Source organism: Bacillus nitratireducens, from assembly GCF_036320425.1.
Taxonomy (GTDB): Bacteria; Bacillota; Bacilli; order Bacillales; family Bacillaceae_G; genus Bacillus_A; species Bacillus_A nitratireducens.
In genome coordinates, this window is the sequence record NZ_JAUMJO010000017.1 from 12,607 (window position 1) to 34,306 (window position 21,700).

At 32.8% G+C, this 21,700-nt stretch carries 29 protein-coding genes and 2 pseudogenes; 1 reads left to right on the forward strand and 30 read right to left on the reverse strand.

The window, feature by feature from the left end; genetic code table 11:
• Nucleotide 1: 1 nt before the first annotated feature.
• The 19 genes and pseudogenes from Q3V31_RS29315 to Q3V31_RS29405 form a co-directional block, all read right to left on the reverse strand.
• Nucleotides 2-568: an SMI1/KNR4 family protein gene (locus Q3V31_RS29315; RefSeq protein WP_078214517.1), complete on the reverse strand. Its 567-nt coding sequence runs from the start codon at nucleotides 566-568 to the stop codon at nucleotides 2-4.
• A 16-nt stretch (nucleotides 569-584) separates the two neighbouring features.
• Entirely contained in the window at nucleotides 585-785 is a 201-nt protein-coding gene (locus tag Q3V31_RS29320) for an HNH endonuclease family protein (RefSeq protein ID WP_098218902.1), read from the reverse strand.
• A 687-nt stretch (nucleotides 786-1,472) separates the two neighbouring features.
• On the reverse strand, nucleotides 1,473-1,718 hold the full coding sequence (locus tag Q3V31_RS29325) for a hypothetical protein (RefSeq protein WP_097885003.1): 246 nt from the start codon (nucleotides 1,716-1,718) through the stop codon (nucleotides 1,473-1,475).
• 16 nt (nucleotides 1,719-1,734) lie between these two features.
• A complete protein-coding gene (locus tag Q3V31_RS29330) occupies nucleotides 1,735-2,700 on the reverse strand; it encodes a glycohydrolase toxin TNT-related protein (RefSeq protein WP_329767619.1) in 966 nt (321 codons plus the stop codon).
• A gap of 374 nt (nucleotides 2,701-3,074) precedes the next feature.
• Nucleotides 3,075-3,521, reverse strand: a complete 447-nt coding sequence (locus tag Q3V31_RS29335) for an SUKH-3 domain-containing protein (protein WP_329767620.1) — start codon at nucleotides 3,519-3,521, stop codon at nucleotides 3,075-3,077.
• 11 nt (nucleotides 3,522-3,532) lie between these two features.
• Nucleotides 3,533-4,378, reverse strand: a complete 846-nt coding sequence (locus tag Q3V31_RS29340; protein ID WP_329767621.1) for a hypothetical protein — start codon at nucleotides 4,376-4,378, stop codon at nucleotides 3,533-3,535.
• A gap of 360 nt (nucleotides 4,379-4,738) precedes the next feature.
• On the reverse strand, nucleotides 4,739-5,248 hold the full coding sequence (locus Q3V31_RS29345; protein ID WP_329767622.1) for an ankyrin repeat domain-containing protein: 510 nt from the start codon (nucleotides 5,246-5,248) through the stop codon (nucleotides 4,739-4,741).
• Nucleotides 5,249-5,270: 22 nt separating this feature from the next.
• A complete protein-coding gene (locus Q3V31_RS29350; RefSeq protein WP_175472373.1) occupies nucleotides 5,271-5,426 on the reverse strand; it encodes a hypothetical protein in 156 nt (51 codons plus the stop codon).
• Nucleotides 5,427-5,769: 343 nt separating this feature from the next.
• The gene (locus Q3V31_RS29355; protein ID WP_329767623.1) at nucleotides 5,770-6,225 is read right to left on the reverse strand and encodes an SMI1/KNR4 family protein; all 456 of its coding nucleotides are present in this window, start codon (nucleotides 6,223-6,225) and stop codon (nucleotides 5,770-5,772) included.
• Between the two features lie 18 nt (nucleotides 6,226-6,243).
• On the reverse strand, nucleotides 6,244-6,684 hold the full coding sequence (locus Q3V31_RS29360) for an SMI1/KNR4 family protein (protein WP_329767624.1): 441 nt from the start codon (nucleotides 6,682-6,684) through the stop codon (nucleotides 6,244-6,246).
• A 397-nt stretch (nucleotides 6,685-7,081) separates the two neighbouring features.
• Entirely contained in the window at nucleotides 7,082-7,537 is a 456-nt protein-coding gene (locus Q3V31_RS29365; RefSeq protein WP_231348523.1) for a cytoplasmic protein, read from the reverse strand.
• Between the two features lie 250 nt (nucleotides 7,538-7,787).
• Entirely contained in the window at nucleotides 7,788-8,255 is a 468-nt protein-coding gene (locus tag Q3V31_RS29370; protein WP_078214531.1) for a DUF6985 domain-containing protein, read from the reverse strand.
• Between the two features lie 17 nt (nucleotides 8,256-8,272).
• Nucleotides 8,273-8,377 (reverse strand): annotated as a pseudogene (locus Q3V31_RS29375) (HNH endonuclease); the annotation flags it as partial.
• Nucleotides 8,378-8,399: 22 nt separating this feature from the next.
• A complete protein-coding gene (locus Q3V31_RS29380) occupies nucleotides 8,400-8,909 on the reverse strand; it encodes an ankyrin repeat domain-containing protein (RefSeq protein WP_329767626.1) in 510 nt (169 codons plus the stop codon).
• 597 nt (nucleotides 8,910-9,506) lie between these two features.
• Complete coding sequence (locus Q3V31_RS29385; protein ID WP_098426038.1) at nucleotides 9,507-9,974, reverse strand: DUF6985 domain-containing protein; 468 nt, start codon at nucleotides 9,972-9,974, stop codon at nucleotides 9,507-9,509.
• A pseudogene (locus Q3V31_RS29390) lies at nucleotides 9,971-10,111 on the reverse strand (HNH endonuclease); the annotation flags it as partial. The pseudogene Q3V31_RS29390 and the gene Q3V31_RS29385, both read right to left, overlap by 4 nt.
• 369 nt (nucleotides 10,112-10,480) lie before the next feature.
• Nucleotides 10,481-10,936 (reverse strand): DUF6630 family protein, encoded by a 456-nt coding sequence (locus Q3V31_RS29395; protein WP_098218909.1) that lies wholly within the window; start codon nucleotides 10,934-10,936, stop codon nucleotides 10,481-10,483.
• A 16-nt stretch (nucleotides 10,937-10,952) separates the two neighbouring features.
• Nucleotides 10,953-11,927, reverse strand: a complete 975-nt coding sequence (locus Q3V31_RS29400) for a hypothetical protein (protein WP_329767628.1) — start codon at nucleotides 11,925-11,927, stop codon at nucleotides 10,953-10,955.
• Between the two features lie 17 nt (nucleotides 11,928-11,944).
• Entirely contained in the window at nucleotides 11,945-12,454 is a 510-nt protein-coding gene (locus tag Q3V31_RS29405) for a hypothetical protein (RefSeq protein WP_098431342.1), read from the reverse strand.
• Between the two features lie 487 nt (nucleotides 12,455-12,941).
• Between Q3V31_RS29405 and Q3V31_RS29410 the strand changes: the two genes are divergently transcribed.
• Complete coding sequence (locus Q3V31_RS29410; RefSeq protein ID WP_098218912.1) at nucleotides 12,942-13,310, forward strand: hypothetical protein; 369 nt, start codon at nucleotides 12,942-12,944, stop codon at nucleotides 13,308-13,310.
• Between the two features lie 76 nt (nucleotides 13,311-13,386).
• On the opposite strand, the gene Q3V31_RS29415 is transcribed toward Q3V31_RS29410, so the two are convergent.
• The 11 genes from Q3V31_RS29415 to Q3V31_RS29470 form a co-directional block, all read right to left on the reverse strand.
• Entirely contained in the window at nucleotides 13,387-14,088 is a 702-nt protein-coding gene (locus tag Q3V31_RS29415; protein WP_098218913.1) for an SMI1/KNR4 family protein, read from the reverse strand.
• A 770-nt stretch (nucleotides 14,089-14,858) separates the two neighbouring features.
• Nucleotides 14,859-15,314, reverse strand: coding sequence for an immunity protein YezG family protein (locus Q3V31_RS29420; RefSeq protein ID WP_329767630.1), 456 nt, complete (start codon nucleotides 15,312-15,314; stop codon nucleotides 14,859-14,861).
• A 21-nt stretch (nucleotides 15,315-15,335) separates the two neighbouring features.
• Complete coding sequence (locus Q3V31_RS29425; protein ID WP_329767631.1) at nucleotides 15,336-15,890, reverse strand: DNA/RNA non-specific endonuclease; 555 nt, start codon at nucleotides 15,888-15,890, stop codon at nucleotides 15,336-15,338.
• Nucleotides 15,891-16,344: 454 nt separating this feature from the next.
• Nucleotides 16,345-16,794, reverse strand: coding sequence for an SUKH-3 domain-containing protein (locus tag Q3V31_RS29430; RefSeq protein WP_044440978.1), 450 nt, complete (start codon nucleotides 16,792-16,794; stop codon nucleotides 16,345-16,347).
• 11 nt (nucleotides 16,795-16,805) lie between these two features.
• Nucleotides 16,806-17,390 carry an NAD+--asparagine ADP-ribosyltransferase gene (locus Q3V31_RS29435; RefSeq protein WP_329767632.1) on the reverse strand — a complete coding sequence of 195 codons (585 nt, stop codon included), beginning with the start codon at nucleotides 17,388-17,390 and terminating at the stop codon, nucleotides 16,806-16,808.
• Between the two features lie 117 nt (nucleotides 17,391-17,507).
• Nucleotides 17,508-17,639: a hypothetical protein gene (locus Q3V31_RS29440; protein ID WP_257150148.1), complete on the reverse strand. Its 132-nt coding sequence runs from the start codon at nucleotides 17,637-17,639 to the stop codon at nucleotides 17,508-17,510.
• Between the two features lie 383 nt (nucleotides 17,640-18,022).
• Nucleotides 18,023-18,478 carry an immunity protein YezG family protein gene (locus Q3V31_RS29445; protein WP_329767633.1) on the reverse strand — a complete coding sequence of 152 codons (456 nt, stop codon included), beginning with the start codon at nucleotides 18,476-18,478 and terminating at the stop codon, nucleotides 18,023-18,025.
• Between the two features lie 21 nt (nucleotides 18,479-18,499).
• Nucleotides 18,500-18,967 (reverse strand): DNA/RNA non-specific endonuclease, encoded by a 468-nt coding sequence (locus tag Q3V31_RS29450; RefSeq protein ID WP_329767635.1) that lies wholly within the window; start codon nucleotides 18,965-18,967, stop codon nucleotides 18,500-18,502.
• Nucleotides 18,968-19,333: 366 nt separating this feature from the next.
• Nucleotides 19,334-19,789 (reverse strand): immunity protein YezG family protein, encoded by a 456-nt coding sequence (locus Q3V31_RS29460; protein WP_070140256.1) that lies wholly within the window; start codon nucleotides 19,787-19,789, stop codon nucleotides 19,334-19,336.
• Nucleotides 19,790-20,476: 687 nt separating this feature from the next.
• Nucleotides 20,477-20,932 (reverse strand): DUF600 domain-containing protein, encoded by a 456-nt coding sequence (locus Q3V31_RS29465; RefSeq protein ID WP_070140257.1) that lies wholly within the window; start codon nucleotides 20,930-20,932, stop codon nucleotides 20,477-20,479.
• A partial coding sequence (locus Q3V31_RS29470; RefSeq protein ID WP_329767634.1) for a DNA/RNA non-specific endonuclease occupies nucleotides 20,925-21,700 on the reverse strand: 776 nt, incomplete at its 5' end. The genes Q3V31_RS29470 and Q3V31_RS29465, both read right to left, overlap by 8 nt.

Consider the following 21,700-nt stretch of genomic DNA (forward strand, 5'->3'; position numbering starts at 1 on the left):
ATTAATCTTTTAATAAGTCTTCGTCTAAAAAGAGTTCGATATCATCTAAATTTACACTTTTTTTTCTTTCATGAATTGAAAATTTTAAAATAAATTCTTCAAAAGAGTTTGCTATAAGATAATAATATTCTTTTCCATCTTCGTTTATTGTTTCACCTTCATGATACCAATAATAAATTTTACCCCTGTATTTATCTTTTAAGCCTATACATATTAAATCTCCCCCGTCTGCATCTGCAATAGGCATTACACTACTTCCTAAAATATCCTTATAAGTTTGAATGATTGATTCAATTTCATAGGCATCACTAGTAATACCATAAAAGCCACCTATCGAGTCAAAACCATTCTTGGGAGTTACAGGGGTAACTTCAATTGGCTGGTACATTCTATTATCCTTAATAAAACACCCTCCATATTCAAGCAAAAACTCTTTGTAGTCTAATGGTAAATCTACACCATATATTCGTTCAATTGTTTCGATTGACTTATATGCATCTTCTTTTTTTGATACTACCATTTCCGAATCAATTATTTCATTTAATACTTGCTTTATTATTTTGTTCATTTTATTTTCCTCCTCTTTAATCTGATGCTGAACCTATATGTGGTATATTAGCATGTAAATCTGTTGGAATTAACTCAATTTCAGTAGAACTTTTATGGTGAGGTGTTAACCTTTTTTCTTTTAACCAGGCCTTTCCTTGATTCTTTGATTTAAACCCTTTTAATTGCATAATTTTTTCATACACTAAATTAAAATCATTTTTAGAGCCATTTAACATACCTTCATTATATTTTATAGAACCTTTACTCCAAGGTGTGAAGTTAGGTCTACCATCAATAAATTCTACACCTTCACCATTCGTTATACTTTTAACTTTAGTTTTATCAGAATACCATTTCCCATTACCTGGCTCACCTTTCCAGTGACCATCATTTCTCGGTAACCTTGTTCTAGGATTATTAACAGCAGAAAATAACTCCCCAAGTGTTTTTCTTTCTCCTACCTTCCCAAATCCAGCTCTGAAAGTTCATGGACTTGATATAAATTTAGAATGGGATAAATACGAGGCGGGGTTAACCCAAGAAGAGTGGGGGAATTTTTCTTTAAAACATATTCGAGAGTACTAAAAAAGCTATATTAACTCTTCAAAACGGACAGTGAAAGATATACTTCCGATTAAAAAAGCCGTCTCAGATCAAAAACTCAAAAAGATTGTAAAATCGATATAATGATTACTTCTGTTACGATGAATTTGGAGAAATACTTGATGGGAACAAACATCCTAATCCTTACGATCAAGAAGTACGAACGAAAGTCAAGCTAAATGATGATGGGAAAGTTATTGAGAAAAAATTTATAATCTTGATGATTTTGAGGACTAACTTAAAAAGCAGTAGCCTGAAATTAATTTCGGGTTACTGCTTTTTAACTATATTAAAAAAATAATTAATTCAACTTTTTATCTTCATGGCTTTAATATCTTTTCCAATCTTACTCGTTTAATAAAATCATCTAATGCCTCTTCTTCATTACCATAATGAGCAATCGAGGTTTCTACAATACTCACTCTCTCATCAGTTGCACAAACAACCCACTTATTATCTTCTTTATAAATTAGAACCTCATCCGGATCCACATCTTTTTCATGAAACCAGTTATAATATTTTAATCCTTCTTCTGATAGGATTCGTTTTGCCTCATCTCTTGTCATATTAAAATTATCCTCCTTATTTTATTTGTTTCAATAATTTCAATCCTTTTAATTGTTCGACCATTAAAGGAAGTTGTATTTGTGTTCCCCCTTTTATTGTCCCAAAACCTGGAGCTACCTCTCCAATTTGTGCTTTTAATTTGCTATAATCACCACAATTGTACTTTTGAATAGCGGCATCTACCTGTGCTGTTAGTGTAGAATCACTACAATTATCAATATAGGTTTTTACATTCGAGAAATCACCTACAACCTCATATTGAGGGTATTTGCTCACATCTTCCAAATACGGAAGTGCTCTCTCGTCGTAACTATAAGGTTTTCCATTTGCCACAGGTGATGTATACGTACCATTTGACGGTCCATATCGGTCATTAACTTCACCTATTTTTAGTGTATACTCATCCTTCATGACTTTCCCATCTTTATTTACAACATAGCCGTCGTTTGGTACTCGCCCCCAATCAATGTATCCATCAACCCTTAAGACATCAGAATTCTTTGGAATTTGTACTTCTTCTGGCCATTGTTCTGTTTCTACGCCACGTATCGAGTTATAACCCCACTCAGAAAGCTCTGCGCCTATAAAACCTTCTAACACCAAGGCATCATCAGAAAGTCCTTTCAGTAATGGAAAGTTCTCCCCTACCCATTTTGTACCCTTTCCCAATACATCCCATTTCTCACCAACAACATTGGAAAAGTTTTGAATCCAAACCTCCACTGGATGATGTTCCGCCCATTTCTCTTGCTTTTTCATCATTTCTCTTTCAGCTTGAAGTTGCGAATTAGTATAAAATAAACTACTCATCTTCCCTGCAATTTGAACTTGTTTGTTTAGGGCATCGAGAATGTTTTCCGCATTTCTTTTTCCTTTTTTGCTTTCAAATTGCTGTACTTTTTGAATTGTATCCTCTAGTTCTTTGCTGGCTGCAACTAGTTTTTCATCAAACTGGCTTTTCGGCATACTCGGTGAAATCAAATCAGCTGCAGCCTTGAATCCAGATTTTCTCTAACTATTTTTACGTTTGTATATGGTCATATCTGTTTTTCTTTCTACATTCAGATACATTATTATTAATCCTCCTGCTTCTTTGCATAAAAATAGAATCAACGCTTCTTCCATTAGAAACATTGGTTCTATTCTTAGTTATAATATATATCTATTTCTTCTTTTCATTACACCTTTCATTTAGAGCAAAAGATGATTAAGTAGCAAGGTATTTTAAAACTAGTTTTCAGTTCTATCAACTTAAAATCACTTTTTAATTTTTATCTATTACTCTTTCACCTACTCACTGCTTAATTACAATTATGCAGTAGGTTAGGACATAATTTTTCATTAGAAAATTATTATTACCCTTCAAATTTATCCCAAATCACTGTTCCTTTTTCACGAAAAATATTATCCAATGCTTCTAAAGCATTCTCTCCTGCCCAACCTGTTGATTCAAATATTCTTCCTGATTCTGATATGTATAAATCTATTTCAAAATTATAGAGTGAGCCTATAGGAATAACTTTATCATCAATAAATTTTTCTAAACCAAAACACGAACTATCTAACACACCTATCACTTCCTTAATGCAAGTGGTATGTTTAGATATGACCAATCCATCTGGCCAAATTTTTTCAACATTGATTCGTAATTCTCCAAACTCCTCCATAAATTTTTTTGCACTTTCAAAAATTTCAAATCCTCTTTCTTCAAGGAACTTTACATTTTCTGATATATCTATTTTTCTCCCCTCGTACCATCCCGCTTTTTTTAATTCTTCTATTGTCTTATTTGATATTTCCATTTTCATTCCTCCTATTTATCATTATCATTATCAATATTATAGAAATCCAAAAACGTTCTACTACAATTAGCACAAGGTTCAGCAAATCCACCTGGTAAGTTTTCTGTTCTAATCATAAAATTATCATATCTTGCGCCTTTTAGTATTGCATCTCTTGCACTCCAAACCTCCGCACATTTATCAACATTCCAATCCCCTTCAAAACTTGGTTCTCCATGTTTGTTAAATAACTTTGATTTTGTTGCCTCATCCTTAACTCTATCAATACTCGCTCTTAACTTAGCCATATCTTCCCTTATAAACTCTTTATTTTTTCCAATAAAAAAGCTATCAGGTAAACTATCTATATACTCTTCCGATAATAGACTTCTATAATACTTAGTGTAATCTTCAGCTGTTTTACAAAATTCTCTAGGATTAATCCCTCTATGATCAATTATAGTCGGATTATATTTCCAAATTCCACTACCTGCAATACCTTTCAAAGATGGATTTTCCGTATCTACAATAGCGCAAATTTTGCTTATATTCTTTGTATTTCCACTTTTGAGTAAATATTTTCTAAAATTATTTAAGTCAGTTATCATTGTTTCTCTAGAATTTTGCAAATTGAGCTGCTTTAGCCTATCAGCTCCAGTAACCCCCTCTGCAGGAAGTTTCTCCCCAGATAACCGGTTCGCATTTTGCGCTTGCCCCTTAGTTTCACTCTTAACAACAGAAAATAAATCTCCACCAAGTGCGTTTCTTCCTCCTCCATTCCCAACACCGGCTAACAAAGGTTCATGGAATAAATTCGGGATCTCAATATTTTTAATCTTCTCCAAGGCATTCTTCATACTACCCGGCAACTTATTCATGAATGCCGCTACTTCTTCCAACTTACCAACTATTTATGAAGTTAAAGCATACCAATCAATAAAAAAAGCACTTGTTGCCTGTCATAGACAATCAAGTGCTTTAAGTTCATTTGTTTTTAAGTAGCATAAATTTGTAAGTTTTGTAGTAACAGTATGACACCTTTAATATATCGTGACAACTACTACGTTAAACCTTACAATTTTGTATGAGTTCGTTAGTTTCATATACATTCTATGTGTTTTATTCATCGCCCAATAAAATGTCATCTCACCTAAGGTCGTACCTCTTTTTCTATTCTATCATTACACATAATACTCTATGATGGTACAACCATCATGGAGTATGTACTTTTTAACAGCCTATTCTTTTTCATCCATCTTCTGCTTTAAATATTCAGCAATTTCTGTTTGCCCAAATTCTCTAGCATATTCATAAGCATCCATATTCTTAATATTTTCTCCAGTGTATCTAATTGAAATATCTATTCCTTTTTCAACTAGAAACTCAGCTACTTCTTTATGTCCACCATAAATCGCACCAAATAATGGATTTCTTTTTGCTAAGCTCACATCTAATTCTGTGCCAGCTTCAATTAAGTACTTTACCAGCTCCAAATGCCCCGCTCCTGCTGCCAATCTTAAAGGGGAAGCATCAAATATATCACCTTTTGTATTAACATCAATTCCTTTATGGATTAAATATTCCACTATTCCAAAATGCCCTTTCTTTGCTGCAACATGTAACCACGTACCAAATGGTGTCATTGAATGTAAAGATTCTGGATTATCTCCTATTAAACGTTTTACTTCATTAATATCACCAATTTTAATTGCATTTCTTATTGCTTTATTTAAACTTTTTTCATCCATAACATTACCTCCTGTATCTCTACTATCTTGTACTAGCTATGTCTCCTAAATCTTTAAGAGTTTCAACAATATCATCAAAGTCACCGTCTATTGCTTCAATAACTCTTAACCAACTCACTACTTCCTCCAAAGCATCAAAACTGTGTTGTCCTATTACAGCATTTGGTGCCCAAGTCAAATTTCCCTCCTTTGTTTTTAGTCATAAAAAAAAAGCTCATTCCTCCTCATCGTTCAGTTGGAATGAGCCTTTGAAAGCTTAGCAAGCGTGTTTATCAAATTATAAAGGGTTTGATTTGTTAATTGTATGTTCTTGTTGTCATGATATAAGTCCGGTCTATTTTTTCTGTACTTTACAAAGAGGCTATATGTGTTATTGGTTGAGTGATTGGTTCATTCGATAACGTTGTTTAACTTTCATTCAAATAATGGATTGTACAATCCGTCACTGCTCTTTTTCTACCTACTCAACCAACGGTACCTAATGTGGGTATTTTACAAATTCGCCCTCTGACAATACAATTCTATTTCTCAGAAAGTTTATTAATAAATTCCGTAAAACTAGAAGCTATTTCCCTAATAAACTTTGCTTCTAATTCCGCTTCATTTTTTATCTGATAGGTATGACAGTGATAAACACTACCTATATCGCTACCATGGATTGACATACATATAATATTATCAGCTGGATCTTTCCCTATTGGAATAAGTATAGAAGGCAATTTATTTCCCTTAATATAATAATTCAAAGAATTTTGTAGATTATTTTCTGTTTCCTCTGATAGTGGAAAGAACATCATAATTGATGACGTAACTACATCATCTTTCGTAGTAAATCTTCTTCTATTAGATTTACCACCATTATCTCTTAATAAGAAACTCTTATAGTCCTCTGGTAGTTCTAATCCATTAAGTCTTTCAAAGATTTCTATATCTTCGGCTTTAATTTGTTTGAAAGTATATTCAAAATTAAGATTCATAATTCATCGACCTCCGACTCATTCGTTTTCACTAACATGCAACGAATCTATTAAATTTGTAAAAGTATTGCAAATATATTCAATTGCTCGTTCATCACACTCATCACTATCATAAAAAACTATTGTTGGTGAGTGTTTATCATTTCTAAAATCAAAACATATTTTATTACCGAATGAATCTGTAGCAAAGGGTATTATTCCCTTTGGGATGTATGGCGAGATAATATCATAAGTAACTGTTATGCTAATATATTCATTCGTGTAGCTTAGTAGGCAATCAAAAACTCCTTCTCCTCCATCTTCAAAGAGAAATATATTCGGTACTGGATGACCACCGTTATATTTCATTACACAATTTTTGTAATCTTGAGGAAAAATCACATTAAACTTCTCTTCAACTTCTGAAATTATCTGCTCGGTAATAGGGTCATGTGTACGCTCCCATTTTATTCTTCTCATGAAAACAACTCCCTAATTCGATTTGCTATGTCTCTCTTTATTTTACCATGTCTTCCATTCTTTCCTCCAACTTACCAACTATTTATGAAGTTAAAGCATACCAATCAATTAAAAAAGCACTTGTTGCCTTTCATAGACAATCAAGTGCTTTAAGTTCATATATTTTTAAGTAACATAAATTTGTAAGTTTTGTAGTAACAGTATGACACCTTATATATATCGTGACAAGTAATACATTAAAACCTACGAGTTCTTTAGTTTAATATACATTCCATGCGTTTATATTCATCACCTAATAAAATGTCATCTCGCCTAAGCACATACTTCGATTTCTGTTCCATCATGGAGTATTTACTTTTTAACAGCTTATTCTTTTTCTTTCCACTGCAAATATACTTTATTTTTTATCTGCTGAATATACAATCATTCTCCCTTGTGGATATTCACCTTCCCATCCACAAGGCCACCCCCCAAGTTTATAAATCTCAAAGATTCTTTTATAAAAATTATCAACTTTTCCATTAACTAAACGATTTAGTGCACACATATGTAAATCTCCAATTATTTCTTCAAAAACATCAATATATTGTAATACAAAATCACCTGGATAGTTCTCTGATGATTGAATACTCTCCCTTATAAGACGCTCCATAGAGTTTAAATCACGCTCATATAATTGTCCTATTATCTCCCCACCTTCTGAGGATTTAATATCTTCCCAAACGTTTTCAACTTCATCCAAATCTTGAGACCAGGCTAATTCTTGCGCTCTTTCATACTCATTAACCGTAATAACATCACGATTTAGAAGGTTTTCATTATGAAAAGGTTGCAAATTTGTAATAAAATTAATAACCTCATCGACTAATTAAGTGTTTTTTCCGTACTTTATTTATCCACCTTTCCCAAAGTTCTTCAGTAGCACCGATTTTACTGTCCCCAGAATAGTATGTACGATAGAAATAACCTTCAAGATTAATTTTTCCATTTGCATAAAAAAACAGCAGAGATTTCTAATATCTATCTCTGCTGTCTTTGCTATCAATTTCCAAAAAAACAATTTTTTATATTCTGTTATGTGTATCTCTTACAAATAGTAATGCTTAAATTGCAACATCTTGGTATCCTACCCTAGCTACTTCTTCATTTATTAGACGAATGCCTACCCCATTTTCCATGTCCCATGTACAGTCAAATGTTAGTCCAATATATCTGCCTTCAAAGCGTCTAGCAGATGGGACATAAATCCCCACTAGCCTGATCTTTTCAAGAAGCTGATCAATCGTTTCAATTAAAGGATAATTTTCATTATATGAAACATCATACCCAAGCTCATGTCGTTTTTGTTTGTAATAATCTAGAATTGGTTGCAAAATACTTTGTTGAGGATGTCCCCAATTTTGTATTAAAGAATTATACGAAGCATACTGTTTTTCACTAAATTCTCCATCTTCTTCACCATCTATCATCAAAGTAATATCGGCTTCTTTTCCGCAAAACTCAATGGTAGTATCTCTACTCCAGACATAATCATATTCAAGCTCACCAAAAACTGCATCATTTATTTTCATTTTGAATTTCCCCCTTTCTATTTATTGGCAAATTCTCCTGGCTTAAACGCTCCTGCATTTATCTCTCCTGCGCCGCCAAGATGCCCAAATTCCCCATTTATTTCTGGTGGTACAACCATCATGGAGTATGTGCTTTTTAACAGCCTATTCTTTTTCATCCATCTTCTGCTTTAAATATTCAGCAATTTCTGTTTGCCCAAATTCTCTAGCATATTCATAAGCATTCATATTCTTAATATTTTCTCCAGTGTATCTAATTGAAATATCTATTCCTTTTTCAACTAGAAGCTCAGCTACTTCTTTATGTCCACCATAAATCGCACCAAATAATGGATTTCTTTTTGCTAAGCTCACATCTAATTCTGCGCCAGCCTCAATTAAATACTTTACTATCTCCAAATGCCCCGCTCCTGCTGCCAAATTTAATGCAGAAGCATCAAATGTACCACCTCTAGCATCAATATCTATACCTTTATTAATTAGATACTCAACCATTTCAAGGTGTCCTTTCTTGACAGCTACATGTAACCATGTTCCAAATGTAGTCATTGTGTTCAAAATTTCTTTATCATTACCTATTAATTGTTTTACTTCATTAATATCACCAATTTTAATTGCATTTCTTATTGCTTTATTTAAACTTTTTTCATCCATAACATTACCTCCTGTATCTCTACTATCTTGTACTAGCTATGTCTCCTAAATCTTTAAGAGCTTCAACAATATCATCAAGGTCACCGTCTATTGCTTCAACATCCCTTAACCGTACCCTTAGTGCACTAATAAAATTATAACGCTCGTTTCACTTTTCATGCTACAACGCAAAAAACACTCGTTGCCATAAGTGACAATCAAGTGCTTTAAGTTCGTTTGTTTTCTAAGTGTCTATGTTCGTTCTAAGTTTGTAAGTTTCATTGTATCGTAAACATAGTATGACCCTTTTGTGTCTCGTGACAAGTAATACCTTTAAAACGCACGAGCTTGTGTGCATTCGTTAGTTTACTATGCGTTCCATGTCATTCACCCGTTGCCCATTAAAATGTCATCTCGCCTAAGTTCGTGTGTCTTATTTTATCGTATCAAAGGAAGGGGGTCCAAACAAGAGCTTATGATGGTAAACCATCATAAGGCCAATTCTTCAAAATGACCTTTTCTTTTTTTGTACACTTCAAATAAAGTTTGTTTTATCTGTCTATATTTCCCTATGCCGATAAGTTCCAATCCATGTGTATTATTGATTAATAGTTACACTTAAATCGCAATATCCTGGTAACCCACTTCAGTTACTATCTCATTTAACATACGAATTCCTAGCCCATTCTCTGTATCCCATGTACAATTAAATGTAAATCTAATGCCTCTACCTTCACACAAATCTCCATAAGGAACAACAATCCCGTCTAAATCTATCATTTCTAATATTTGATCCGTTGTTTCAACTAGTGGATAACTTTCATTTACTTCAATATCATAACCTAGTTCATGTCGCTTCTGTTTATAATACTCTAAAATCGGTTGCAAAAAACTTTGTTGCAAGTGTTCCCAATTTTGCATAAGCGAGGTGTATGCTACATATTGTTCCTCATCAAAATTGTCGTCCTCTTCCCCATCTATCATTAAAGTTATTTTAGTTTCTTTTCCCCAAAAATGAATTATAGTATCCTTAACCCAACCATACCCATATTCAAGTTTACCGAAAACCGAATCATTTAAAATCATTTTACAAGCTCCTCCTTATGTCTATTAGCAAACCCTCCAGGCTCAAAAGCTCCTGCGTTTATCTCTCCTACATCACCCAGATGTCCAAGTTCAGCATTTATGATTGTTGGCACGAGTTGCATTGTTTTACCCTCATTCTAACCCAGTTGTAAAAATAAAAAAGTCAATAGCCACTACGTTCTCCTAACGTTGCTATTGACTTCCTTTATTGAGCATGTACCTTTGTCAGTGTCCAAGTAACTCACAAAATAGGCACATTTCTCAACTTATTTTTCTATTTTTAGTATCAAGCCTTCCAAATTCAAAACATCTTTATTATTTTGACTAATGTTCATGCGAAAAGTTTTAAATAGATTTGCAAGAACATGAATGATCACCGTAACACATGGCGTTATTGCAATCGTACATGGCCAAAAGTAGCACATTCTAGATAGCTAAGCAATCTTGATATTAACTTATAAAAAAACCTTGACCGGAGTCAAGGTTAAAGACATACAATCTTAGGTCTATCTATAATACTTGATACACCTTTCTTGAAAAGGGATTCTATCATCGAGCAGCACTTCTTCTTGCAGCAATTTTGTTATAGTCTCTATTTTTACAATGAATAGTGCGAAGAAGTCGCCCGAATTTGGATATGAAAATAGTCCATACCCCTTTGGTGACAGTATTTTGTTGACCTCTTGGATCTTTTCAGGTAAAAATTCATAATGAAATGCTTCTAATTTCTCGAGTTCTTCTTGTGTTGCTAATTCAATTTGGTGGGCAAATTCGTAATCAAGAATAAAATTGACAATTTCTTGGTATTGCTCACCTTTATAGTCAACGTATAAAAACTGTTTCGTCGTCAATCCATATTTTAATAGGTCTTCATGTAAGTCATAACTTCCTTGCTCCTTCAAAAACGTTTCCAAATCCTTGCTATCAGGAAATATAATCTGCGCTATCCCTTGATTAGGCATATTAGCTTCCTCCCTTTTATTGAAATAATTCTCCATGCTCGTTAGGAATATATTCCGGGTAGTTTTTACGATAAAATTGATCGATCATCTGAAGCACTGGGTCCCACTCAGGGTATGGCTCACGTTCTCCAAATACCATTTTCGCTTCTGGAGTATTCATCAGAAAATTATCGAATTGAGTAGGTACTGGCAATCCTAGTTGTTTTCTTACATGGATCAAGAATAAGATTTCAAAAGGATAAAATCCGTATCCGAAATCACCAAATTCACCTAGCTGTCCGATTTCAGAAACTAATGCAGAATGATACTGAGACATGATCAAAATTAGATGTTCTATTTCTTCTAAATCACCAGTCGACCAACGTCCCAGCACTTCATCATAAATGTTCAGGTCTTCAGGGATTAAATCGTATCGTAGTTCAGCTTCCTTAAACTTATTTATCACGGCTAGATGTAATTTTTCATTCGTTCCCATGATGGTTTTATTTTTATACTGCAAGTACAGCTCTAGCAAAAACCAAATATGTCTGTTCTCTTCATTGGCGTCTATTAAATGTCCATCGAAATGATGAGTCATAAAATCAAATAAGATATTTTCTTCTTTCTCCCATCCATACATTGCAAAATGAACTAATGTGAGGACGACTTCGCTAAACGAATATTCCAAGATCATCTCAGGATACCTGATTGTATAGAGATCCTGTCCCATGCACTGGTAAAATAAAACCTTCTGCATGTTCTTTAATCCTTCTGCATTGTTTCCACCGCTGATCAATACATCGTTTTTCCATAGTGACAAGTAATATGAGGAAATTTTGCTTAGATTTATTAATAGTATGTGATCTTTCTTTGTTTCATTTTGCTCAACGATTTTCTCAATCTTTCTTCTACTAACATTATATTTATCTTTAACATCTTCAAATTTGATTCCATCCACAAAATTTTTACTATATCTTTTAAAAGCCATTTCTAACTTTTTTTGGTTTATCATTGTATCCCCCCTATGAATTAATCTATTTTCTTCCAGTTCTTTACCTGTAACTCATCAACGCCGAATCCAATATCAGTGATCTTGATATCTGTTTCAACTCTAATAAATTCGAATTTTAGACCAGGATTCTCCTCCTTCAGTTCCGCTAAGTTATCTCTAAAAATGGCATACCTAGAATCCTTGCTTTTAACCATGTCTTGGAAGTACTTATCTCCGCCCTTTTTCTGGTTATCCGAGTAACTAAAACTAGCGGAATCTGATGCCTTCGATTCAATAATCATTAACTTTGGCGGCGGCCCTTCCGATAGGAACGCTGCATCTATGCCGTTTCTCCCCACTTGGAATAGATCGGAAACGTCTTTACCTAAATTATTTTGTCTAGCTAAGATTTTTGTCACTTCTTCCCCAAAATCACCTTTATCATGAGAAAAACATTTTGAATTATCGATTTTTCTTTCATACTCCTTTGGAACCTCCAAGTCATAACGATCACTAATAATATCTCTCGTATCCAACTTGTTGGCCAATTTATTTCTTTCTCGCGTTAATCTTTTGACTTCTTTGTCATTTTTCTTCTTTTTTCAATCTTTTTATTTCTTTATCTAACTTTTTAATTTCATTTGAGATATTGTCTGAAATGTTACTGCCAGAGCCACCTTTAACCGTACCCTTAGTTCCATTCTTAACCTCGGAAAAGGTCTGCAAAGAGACTCCGCTTTTTCAACATGCAATGAATTTCAACAATTGCTAGCTACTTCCTACTCCTTTTTCCTCATTTGCCAATCTGTTTATGCTTTCTTCAAACTTTGCAACAGGTTCTTATTTTTCCCCTCTACTATCATCATACACTGTTCACAGCCCTTACAATCTATAAAATTTAAAAGTTAATACACTTATAAAATTATAATTCTCTTTTAACTTTTTGGGTTCATTTCATTGTCGCTGCACGACACCAGAAGAGGTAAAATCTTATCAAAATGAATCGATCAATTCACTCATGGCGATAAACCTTTCATGGCTCTACTTTGCGTTATTATGATCTTTGTTATTTTCATGTCTGTTAAAGTTATGGGGTATGTTCGAAGCGTTAGTGATAGTCATAAAGAGCAGGTTAGTTCCTTAACCAAAAACATGAAAGAAGAAAGAGGTATTCATTACAAACTACTAGTAGAAGAACGCAAACGTTCAGATAGACGAGAAAGAGAATTGTTCATAAACTTAGAAAAGAATACAGAACAATTAGAAGGTATTGCTACTACCCTTAAAAAAGTTCAATTTAGTTATGCTAGCTTAGAGAATAAAGTAATGCAAAACTTCGAGTATCTTGAAAGTGAAATTGAAAATGTAAAAACGCAAGTAACCAAAAAGGAAGGCCACGAATAATTCCTGGCCTTTTTGTTTTCTAAACCTAAAAATCTCTTTAAGTTTATAGACTTTGTATCAAAATTTTAAAAACCTTTTATTCAAAACCGATAACAATCCATTCATCTACAAAATTCCAAAAATGAACATTATATTTAGGCTGACTCTTAGCTGACCAAAAAGTAGCATTGTTATTCTTACAATTTTCATAATCTATAGCTATGTAGCTCCCTATACCATTACTAAAGAATCCAAAAGATGTTTTTAAATTAATCCGTATAGGTTCTTCCAATTCATCTATAATCCCCCACTCTAAGTCATCATCCCCAAAGTAAGTTATAGCTTCTAATGGCATCAATCCCATCGATTCACTTGTGTAATCATAAAATCCATTATGAACATTTTCGTAAAAGTCCCTAATAGATTCAGGAATTTCTCTCCATGAAGATTCTAATTCCTCATTATTAAAACTATCTTTAGGATTTCTTCCTTCATAATATAAATCTTCTCCGCCTTGATTTTTTATTGTATACAAGATTGAATAGGTGTCCTCACTTACCATCAGTTCAATATCCTCAAGGTATTCTGATAAGTAAGCAATGGTATTAGATAAATTATTATCTACATATTTTTTCCATATACTTAAAATTTTCTTGATTCTCTTTTCTCTATCATGTTCACTAAATACTTCCACCCATAAATCAGGAATTAAAGATGAGTTTATATTCTTAAATTCATTTACGTTAATCAGTTGAATATCTTCATTATACTCTCTTAATATATCTAACTTAGAACTCATTTTTTTCCCATCCTTTTTAATATTATTTTATATTATTCTTTGTTAAAATCATCAATTTGTTTTTGCAATATTCTTTCAAGCTGTTTTTCTCTTGTAATCATCTTGCTCCTAAAGTCAGGACTAGTTTGATCCTCCGACTTTCCCTCCACTTGCTAGCGAAGGTTCAGGGAATAAATTCGGGATCTCAATATTTTTAATCTTCTCCGCGACATTCTTCATACTACTCGGCAACTTATTCATTAATGCCGTTACTTCTTCCAACTTACCAACTATATATCATGGCTTTTTTACTTTTCCGCTGAAGTTCGTTCTGTCCCGTCTGGTAATATTTCTACACCTTTAAAGGTGGCGGATACGTTGTCTGCTGTTTTTACTATTTTAATTTCAATTATACTAGCAATTTGTATTTTCCTTAATTTATAAAAAATACTTTTATGAAGCTATAGGTCCCCTATTAATAAAAAAGCACTTGTTGTCTTTAATCGACAATCAAGTGCTTGAAATTCAACTGGTTTTATGTAGCATAACTTTGTAATTTATCTAGTAACAGTATGAAACCCTTCATATGTCATGACAAGTAATACGTTAGAACTTACGAGTTCGTTAGTTTACTATACACTCCATGTCTTTGTACCCGCCGCACAATAAAATATTATCTCGCCTAAGCTTGTACTTCGTTTTCTATTCTAGAATTGCACATAGTACTCTATGATGGTACAACCATCATAAGTTATTAATTCGACTTAGATATAACTATTACTGTGAACCTTTTAAAGGTTATTATTTTTCACTTCCTCAAACCACTCATCAGCAATATGCCCAGCCGTTTTAACATCGTCATTTGTATATACTAAATCATACTTATACTCAGCTTTAAACTCGCCACTCTTAACATCATATATTAATTTCATCTCTGTTGGCATATCTCGTTCATATTCTTTGCACAATTCTTTTATTTTTTTGATGTCTTCACATATTATACGCAATACCGTAAACCCTCGTTTTGGAGATACATCATATCTTTCATCCCCATTCTCCAATGCATCATTCACTTTATGAGGCTCTACATACTTATTATTAATTAAATAAAAGAATCTACCTGAAGTAATACCTTCTTCACGTGAAGCATAAACATATACTTTATCGGCTCTATCTTCAACAAATTCCATACATATAGCTATCATATCGGCTTGCAATTCACTAAATCTATCTTCAAATTCTTTCATATTACTTTTTCGCTCCTTAAATTAATTTTCAAGAACTCTAAGGTTGCTTTTACCATCAATGGTATACAGAACTTTAAATTTGTCAGGACGCATATCGCTTCCAGAGTAAATTATATCAACATTAACTTTTACTTCTTTAGGGGGTTCTGCTTTCAAAGCTACAGCCCCTTCTTCTTCAATCTTCTTATATTGCTTCAAATTAACATCAGATAATTGCGAAACCAAATTATCAATTTTAGGTGATCCTCCAAATCTATCATCTGCTAAATGCCCTGCATGGTCTTGTCCTTTTACTTTACCGGGTGTATTTTTACTATGTGATAATCTCTGCTCTCTTTCAGTTAATTGTAGCTTATCTGTTTCAAATTTTTCAATTCTTCCAAGGTTATCTGCTTCATAAAAATAGTCGTATTCCCCTGTTTTATACCTAACATTCGGTTTCAACCTATTTTTCCTACCGTTTGTAAACTGTTTTTCTTTGTCCACTAATGTTTTAACTTCACTTACTCCAGCACTACCTTTACCCGTACCCTTAGTAAATTCTTTTAATTCTAAATCCTTCGAACCACTCTTCAAATTCAAGTTTTCAAAAAACGGTGCTGTTTTTTTCTCAAACCACTGATTATTTGCTACAGATGCATCAAAAGCTCCTGCTGGCTGCAGCCTTGAATCCAGATTTTCTCTAACTAGTTTTACGTTTGTATATGGTCATGTCTGTTTTTCTTTCTACATTCAGATACATTATTATTAATCCTCCAACTTCTTTGCATAAAAATAGAACCAACGCTCCTTCCATTAGAGACATTGGTTCTATTCTTAGTTATAATATAAATTTATTTTTTCTTTTCTCTACATCTTTCATTTAGAGCAAAAGATGATTAAGTGACAAGATATTTTAAAACTAGTTTTCAGTTCCATCAACTTAAAATCACTTTTTAATTTTTATCTATTACTCTTCCACCTACTCACTGCTTAATTACAATTATGCAGTGAGTAGGTTAGGACATAATTTTTCATTAGAAAATTATTATTACCCTTTAAATTTACCCCAAATCATTGTTCCTTTTGCAAGAATAATATTATCCAATGCCTCCATAATATTATCTCCTACCCATCCTATTGATTTAAATAGTCTTCCTGATTCTGATATATATAAATTTAGCCCGAAATCATTTAGTGAACCTACAGGAATAACTTTCTCATCAATATAATCCTCTAAACCAAAACACGAACTATCTAACACACCTATCACTTCCTTAATGCAAGTGGTATGTTCAGATATTTTCTTAGATCCATTTGGTCGAATCTTTTCAACATTGATTCGTAGTTCTCCAAACTCCTCCATAAACTTTTTTGCACTTTCAAAAACTTCAAAGCCTCTTTCTTCAAGAAACTTTACATTTTCTGATATGTCTATTTTTCTCCCCTCGTACCATCCCGCTTTTTTTAATTCTTCTATTGTCTTATTTGATATTTCCATTTTCATTCCTCCTACTTATCAATATTATAGAAATCAAAAAACGTTCTTCTACAATTCTCACAAGGTTTAGCAAATCCACCTGATAAGTTTTCCGTTCTAACGATAAAATTATCATATCTTGCGCCTTTTAATATTGCATCTCTTGCGCTCCAAACTTCTGCACAATTATCAACATTCCACTCCTCTTCAAAACTTGGTTCGTCAAAATCGTTAAACTCCTTATCTTTTGTTGCCTCATCCTTAACCCTATCAATGCTCGCTCTTAATTTAGCCATATCTTCCCTTATAAACTCTTTATTTTTCCCGATAAAAAAGCTATCAGGTAAACTATCTATATACTCTTCCGATAATAGACTTCTATAATACTTAGTGTAATCTTCAGGTGTTTTACAAAATTCTCTAGGATCAATCCCTCTATGATCAATTACAGTTGGATTATACTTCCAATTCCCACTACCTGCAATACCTTTCAAAGATGGATTTTCCGTATCAACAATAGCACAAATTTTGCTTATATTCTTTGCATTTCCACCTTTGAGTAAATTTTTTCTAAAATTATCTAAGTCAGTTATCATTTTTTCTCTAGAATTTTGCAAATTGAGCTGCTTTAACCTATCAGCTCCAGTAACCCCCTCTGCAGGAAGTTTCTCCCCAGATAACCGGTTCGCATTTTGCGCTTGCCCCTTAGTTTCACTCTTAGCAACAGAAAATAACTATCCACCAAGTACGTTTCTTTCTCCTCCATTCCCAATGCCTGCTAGGGAAGGTTCATGGAATAAATTCGGGATCTCAATATTTTTAATCTCCTCCACGACATTCTTCATACTACCCGGCAACTTATTCATGAATGTCGCTACTTCTTCCAACTTACCAACTATTTATGAAGTTAAAGCATACCAATCAATTAAAAAAGCACTTGTTGCCTATCATAGACAATCAAGTGCTTTAAGTTCATTTGTTTTTAAGTATTGTTAATTTTGTAAGTCTTGTAGTAACAGTATGACACCTTATATATATCGGGACAAGTATTGCATTAAAACTTACGAGTTTGTACGAGTTCGTTGGTTTTATGTTCATTCCATCCGTTTATATTCATCGCCTAGTAATTCGTCATCTTACCTAATCTCGAACCTCGTTTTCTATTCTATCATTACACATAGTACCCCATGATGGTACAACCACCATGAGTTATCCATTCAACTTAGATATAACTATTACTGTAAACCTTTTAAAGGTTATTATTTTTCACTTCCTCAAACCACTCATTAGCAATATGCCCAGCCGTTTTAACATCGTCATTTGTATATACTAAATCATACTTATACTCAGCTTTAAACTTGCCACTCTTAACATCATATATTAATTTCATCTCAGTAGGCATATCTCTTTTATATTCTTGGCACAATGCTTTAATTTTTCCGATATCCTCACTCAGGATATCTAGTACCATAAAATTTCGTTCTGCTGATGTATCATATCTTTCATCCCCATTTTCCAACGCATCATTCAATTTATGAGGCTCTACGTACTTATTATTAATCAAATAAAAAAAGTCGCTTGCAGTAACTCCTTCTTCACGTGAAGCATAAACATACACTTTATCAGCCCTATTTTCAACATATTCCATACATATGGATATCATATCTGCTTGTAATTCACTAAACTTATCTTCAAATTCTTTCATATTACTTTTTCACTCCTTAAATTAATTTTCAAGAACTCTAAGGTTTCTTTTACCATCAATGGTATACAGCACTTTAAATTTGTCAGGACGCATATCGCTTCCAGAGTAAATTATATCAACATTAACTGTTACTTCTTTAGGGGGTTCTGCTTTCAAAGCTGCAGCCCATTCTTCTTCAATCTTCTTATATTGCTTCAAATTAACATCAGATAATTGCGAAACCAAATTATCAATTTTAGGTGATCCTCCAAATCTATCACCTGCTAAAAGCCCTGCATGGTCTTGCCCTTTTACTTTACCGGGTGTATTTTTACTATGTGATAATCTCTTTTCTCTTTCAGTTAATTCTAGCTTATCTGTTTCAAATTTTTCAATTCTTCCAAGACTATCGGTTTCATAAAAATAGTCGTACTCCCCTGTTTTATACCTAATATTCGGTTTTAACCTATTTTTTCTTCCGTTTGTAAAATGTTTCCTTTGTCCACTAATGTTTTAACTTCACTTACTTCAGCACTACTTTTACCCGTACCCTATGTTATAATCTCAAAATAAAAAGCACTTGTTGTCTTTAGTTGACAATCAAGTGCTTTAAGTTCATATGTTTTTAAGTAATATTACATTTGTAAGTTTTATAATGAAAGTATGACACCTTTTATATGCCATAACAACTACTACGTTAAAACTTACGAGTTTGTACGAGTTCATTAGTTTCATATACATTCCATGTGCTTAAAATGTCATCTCGCTTAATCTCGTACTTCGTTTTCTATTCTAGAATTGCATATAGTACCCCATGATGGTACAACCACCATGAGTTATCCATTCAACTTAGATATAACTATTACTGTAAACCTTTTAAAGGTTATTATTTTTCACTTCTTCAAACCACTCATCAGCAATATGATTCGCTGTTTTAACATCATCATTCGTATATACCAAATCATAATTGTATTCAGCTTTAAAGTTGCCGCTTTGAACATTATAGATTAATTTCATCTCGGTCGGCATCTCTCTCTCATATTCTTTACATAATGCTTCTACTTTTTCAATATCTTCATTTATTATGTTCAAAACCATGAGCATTCTGTTCGGAGACACATCGTATCTTTCGTCTCCATCCTTCAATACATCATTCACTTTATGACATTTTACGTACTTATTGTTAATTAAATAAAAGAACTTACTCGAAATAATATTTCCTTCACAAGAAGCATAAACATATAATTTATCTGCTCTATCCTCAATATATTCCATACATATAGATATCATATCTGCTTGCAATTCACTAAATTTATCTTCAAATTCTCTCATACTACTTTTTCACTCCTTAGATTAATTCTTTAGAACTGAAGAGTCTTGCTTACCAATTGCAATTTTGCTACTAATCCATGGTTGGTTGTTGCTTTGACACTTTTTATAATATTTCTCTACTACGGTCTTACTTTATACATAGCCATTATAATCTATAAATCACTTCATGAATTTATAAAAATATAATATATCATTTCTATGCTAAAACGCAAAAAATCACTCATCGTCTATTGTAGACAATCAAGCGTTTTAAGTTCATGTATATTCGTATGATTATATGGACGCAATTTCATGAAGTTCTTACCTTTTACAATAGATTTCAAAGAGGAAGTGTCCGTATGATAACACTTGTATCAAGTCGTTTCACGCCATTCTAAAAAAGAAGTACACTTCACACAATATGTCACGTTTAAGCAAGCAACTCTAGCATTATTGCAATACATTGAGAGATTTTATAACTGTAAGCGAAGCTATATTAACACCCGTTATAAAACTTCTCAAGCAATAAAAAATTTGGTTAAAGAAATCGCTTAGATTTAACTTTTTTGTGTCCACGATATTGACTCAAATTAACTATACTATTCAAATAGACTAACATTTTCAAACCCCTAGTAACAAAAAAATAAAAAGATGCTATTCAAGACTTTATACTCTTGAATTAAGCATCCTTTACTTTTTAAATAATATCTAATTTCCTTTTTTTAACTCATTAAACCATTCCATAGCTATATCATCTGCTTCTTTAATTGGATCATTAGAATATACCAAATCATATTTATATTCTGCTTTCAAGCTAGTTTTTAATACATCATATACTAATTTCATTTCTGTTGGCATTTCTCTTTTATATTCTTTACATAGCCTAATCATATTCTTCATGTCATTATTTAATATTCTAACAACACCTTTTTGTCGTTCTATAGAGGTATCATATTTTTCTTCATTACTACTTATAATGTCATTTATTTTATGGCGCTCTACTATTTCTCCATTTATATTATAGAAATAGTCACTTGCTATAACATTATCTTCAAAAGAGCAATAAATATATATTTTATTTGCTCTATCCTCTACGTATTCTAAACATATAGAAACCATATCTGCCTGTAATTCACTAAAATAATCTTCAAATACTTTATTCATCATAATCTCCTTTTGAATTTAAAATATCACGCTCAAAATATTTTCCATCTATTTCGTATTGTATATTAAATTCTGATGGTCGTAAATTAACTCCATCATATTTAATTTCAACATTTACTTTGACATGCTTCCCTTCTTCTAACGCTGTTGCCCATTGATTTTCTATTCTCTTATATATACTTTTGTTAACTTTCTCTAATTGAGAAACTAAATTATCAAGTTTAGGTGAACCACCAAATCTATCACCTGCTACGTGCCCCGCATTATCTTCTCCCTTTACTTTTCCTAGTGTATTTTTACTATGTGATAATCTCTTCTCTCTTTCAGTTAATTGTAGCTTATCTGTTTCAAATTTTTCAATTCTTCCAAGACTATCGGTTTCATAAAAATAGTCAAACTCTCCTGTTTTATACCTAATATCAGGCTTTAATCTATTTTTTCTTCCGTTTGTAAAATGTTCTCCTGCTCCAACTAATGTTTTAACGCCACTTGCTCCACCAGTACCATTTACTGTCCTATTTACCGTACCCTCAGTTCCAGCAGAAAATAACTCTCCAAGTGTCTTTCTTTCTCCTATATTCCCTCCACCTGCTAGCACAGGTTCAGGGAATAAATTCGGGATCTCAATATTTTTAATCTTCTCCACGATACTATCCGGCAACTTATTCATTAATGCCGTTACTTCTTCCAACTTACCAACTATTTTACTATTTTTCGCGGCTACCTGAAAGACTTTTGTACCCTCTGCGAATTTTCCGAATGCAGCTG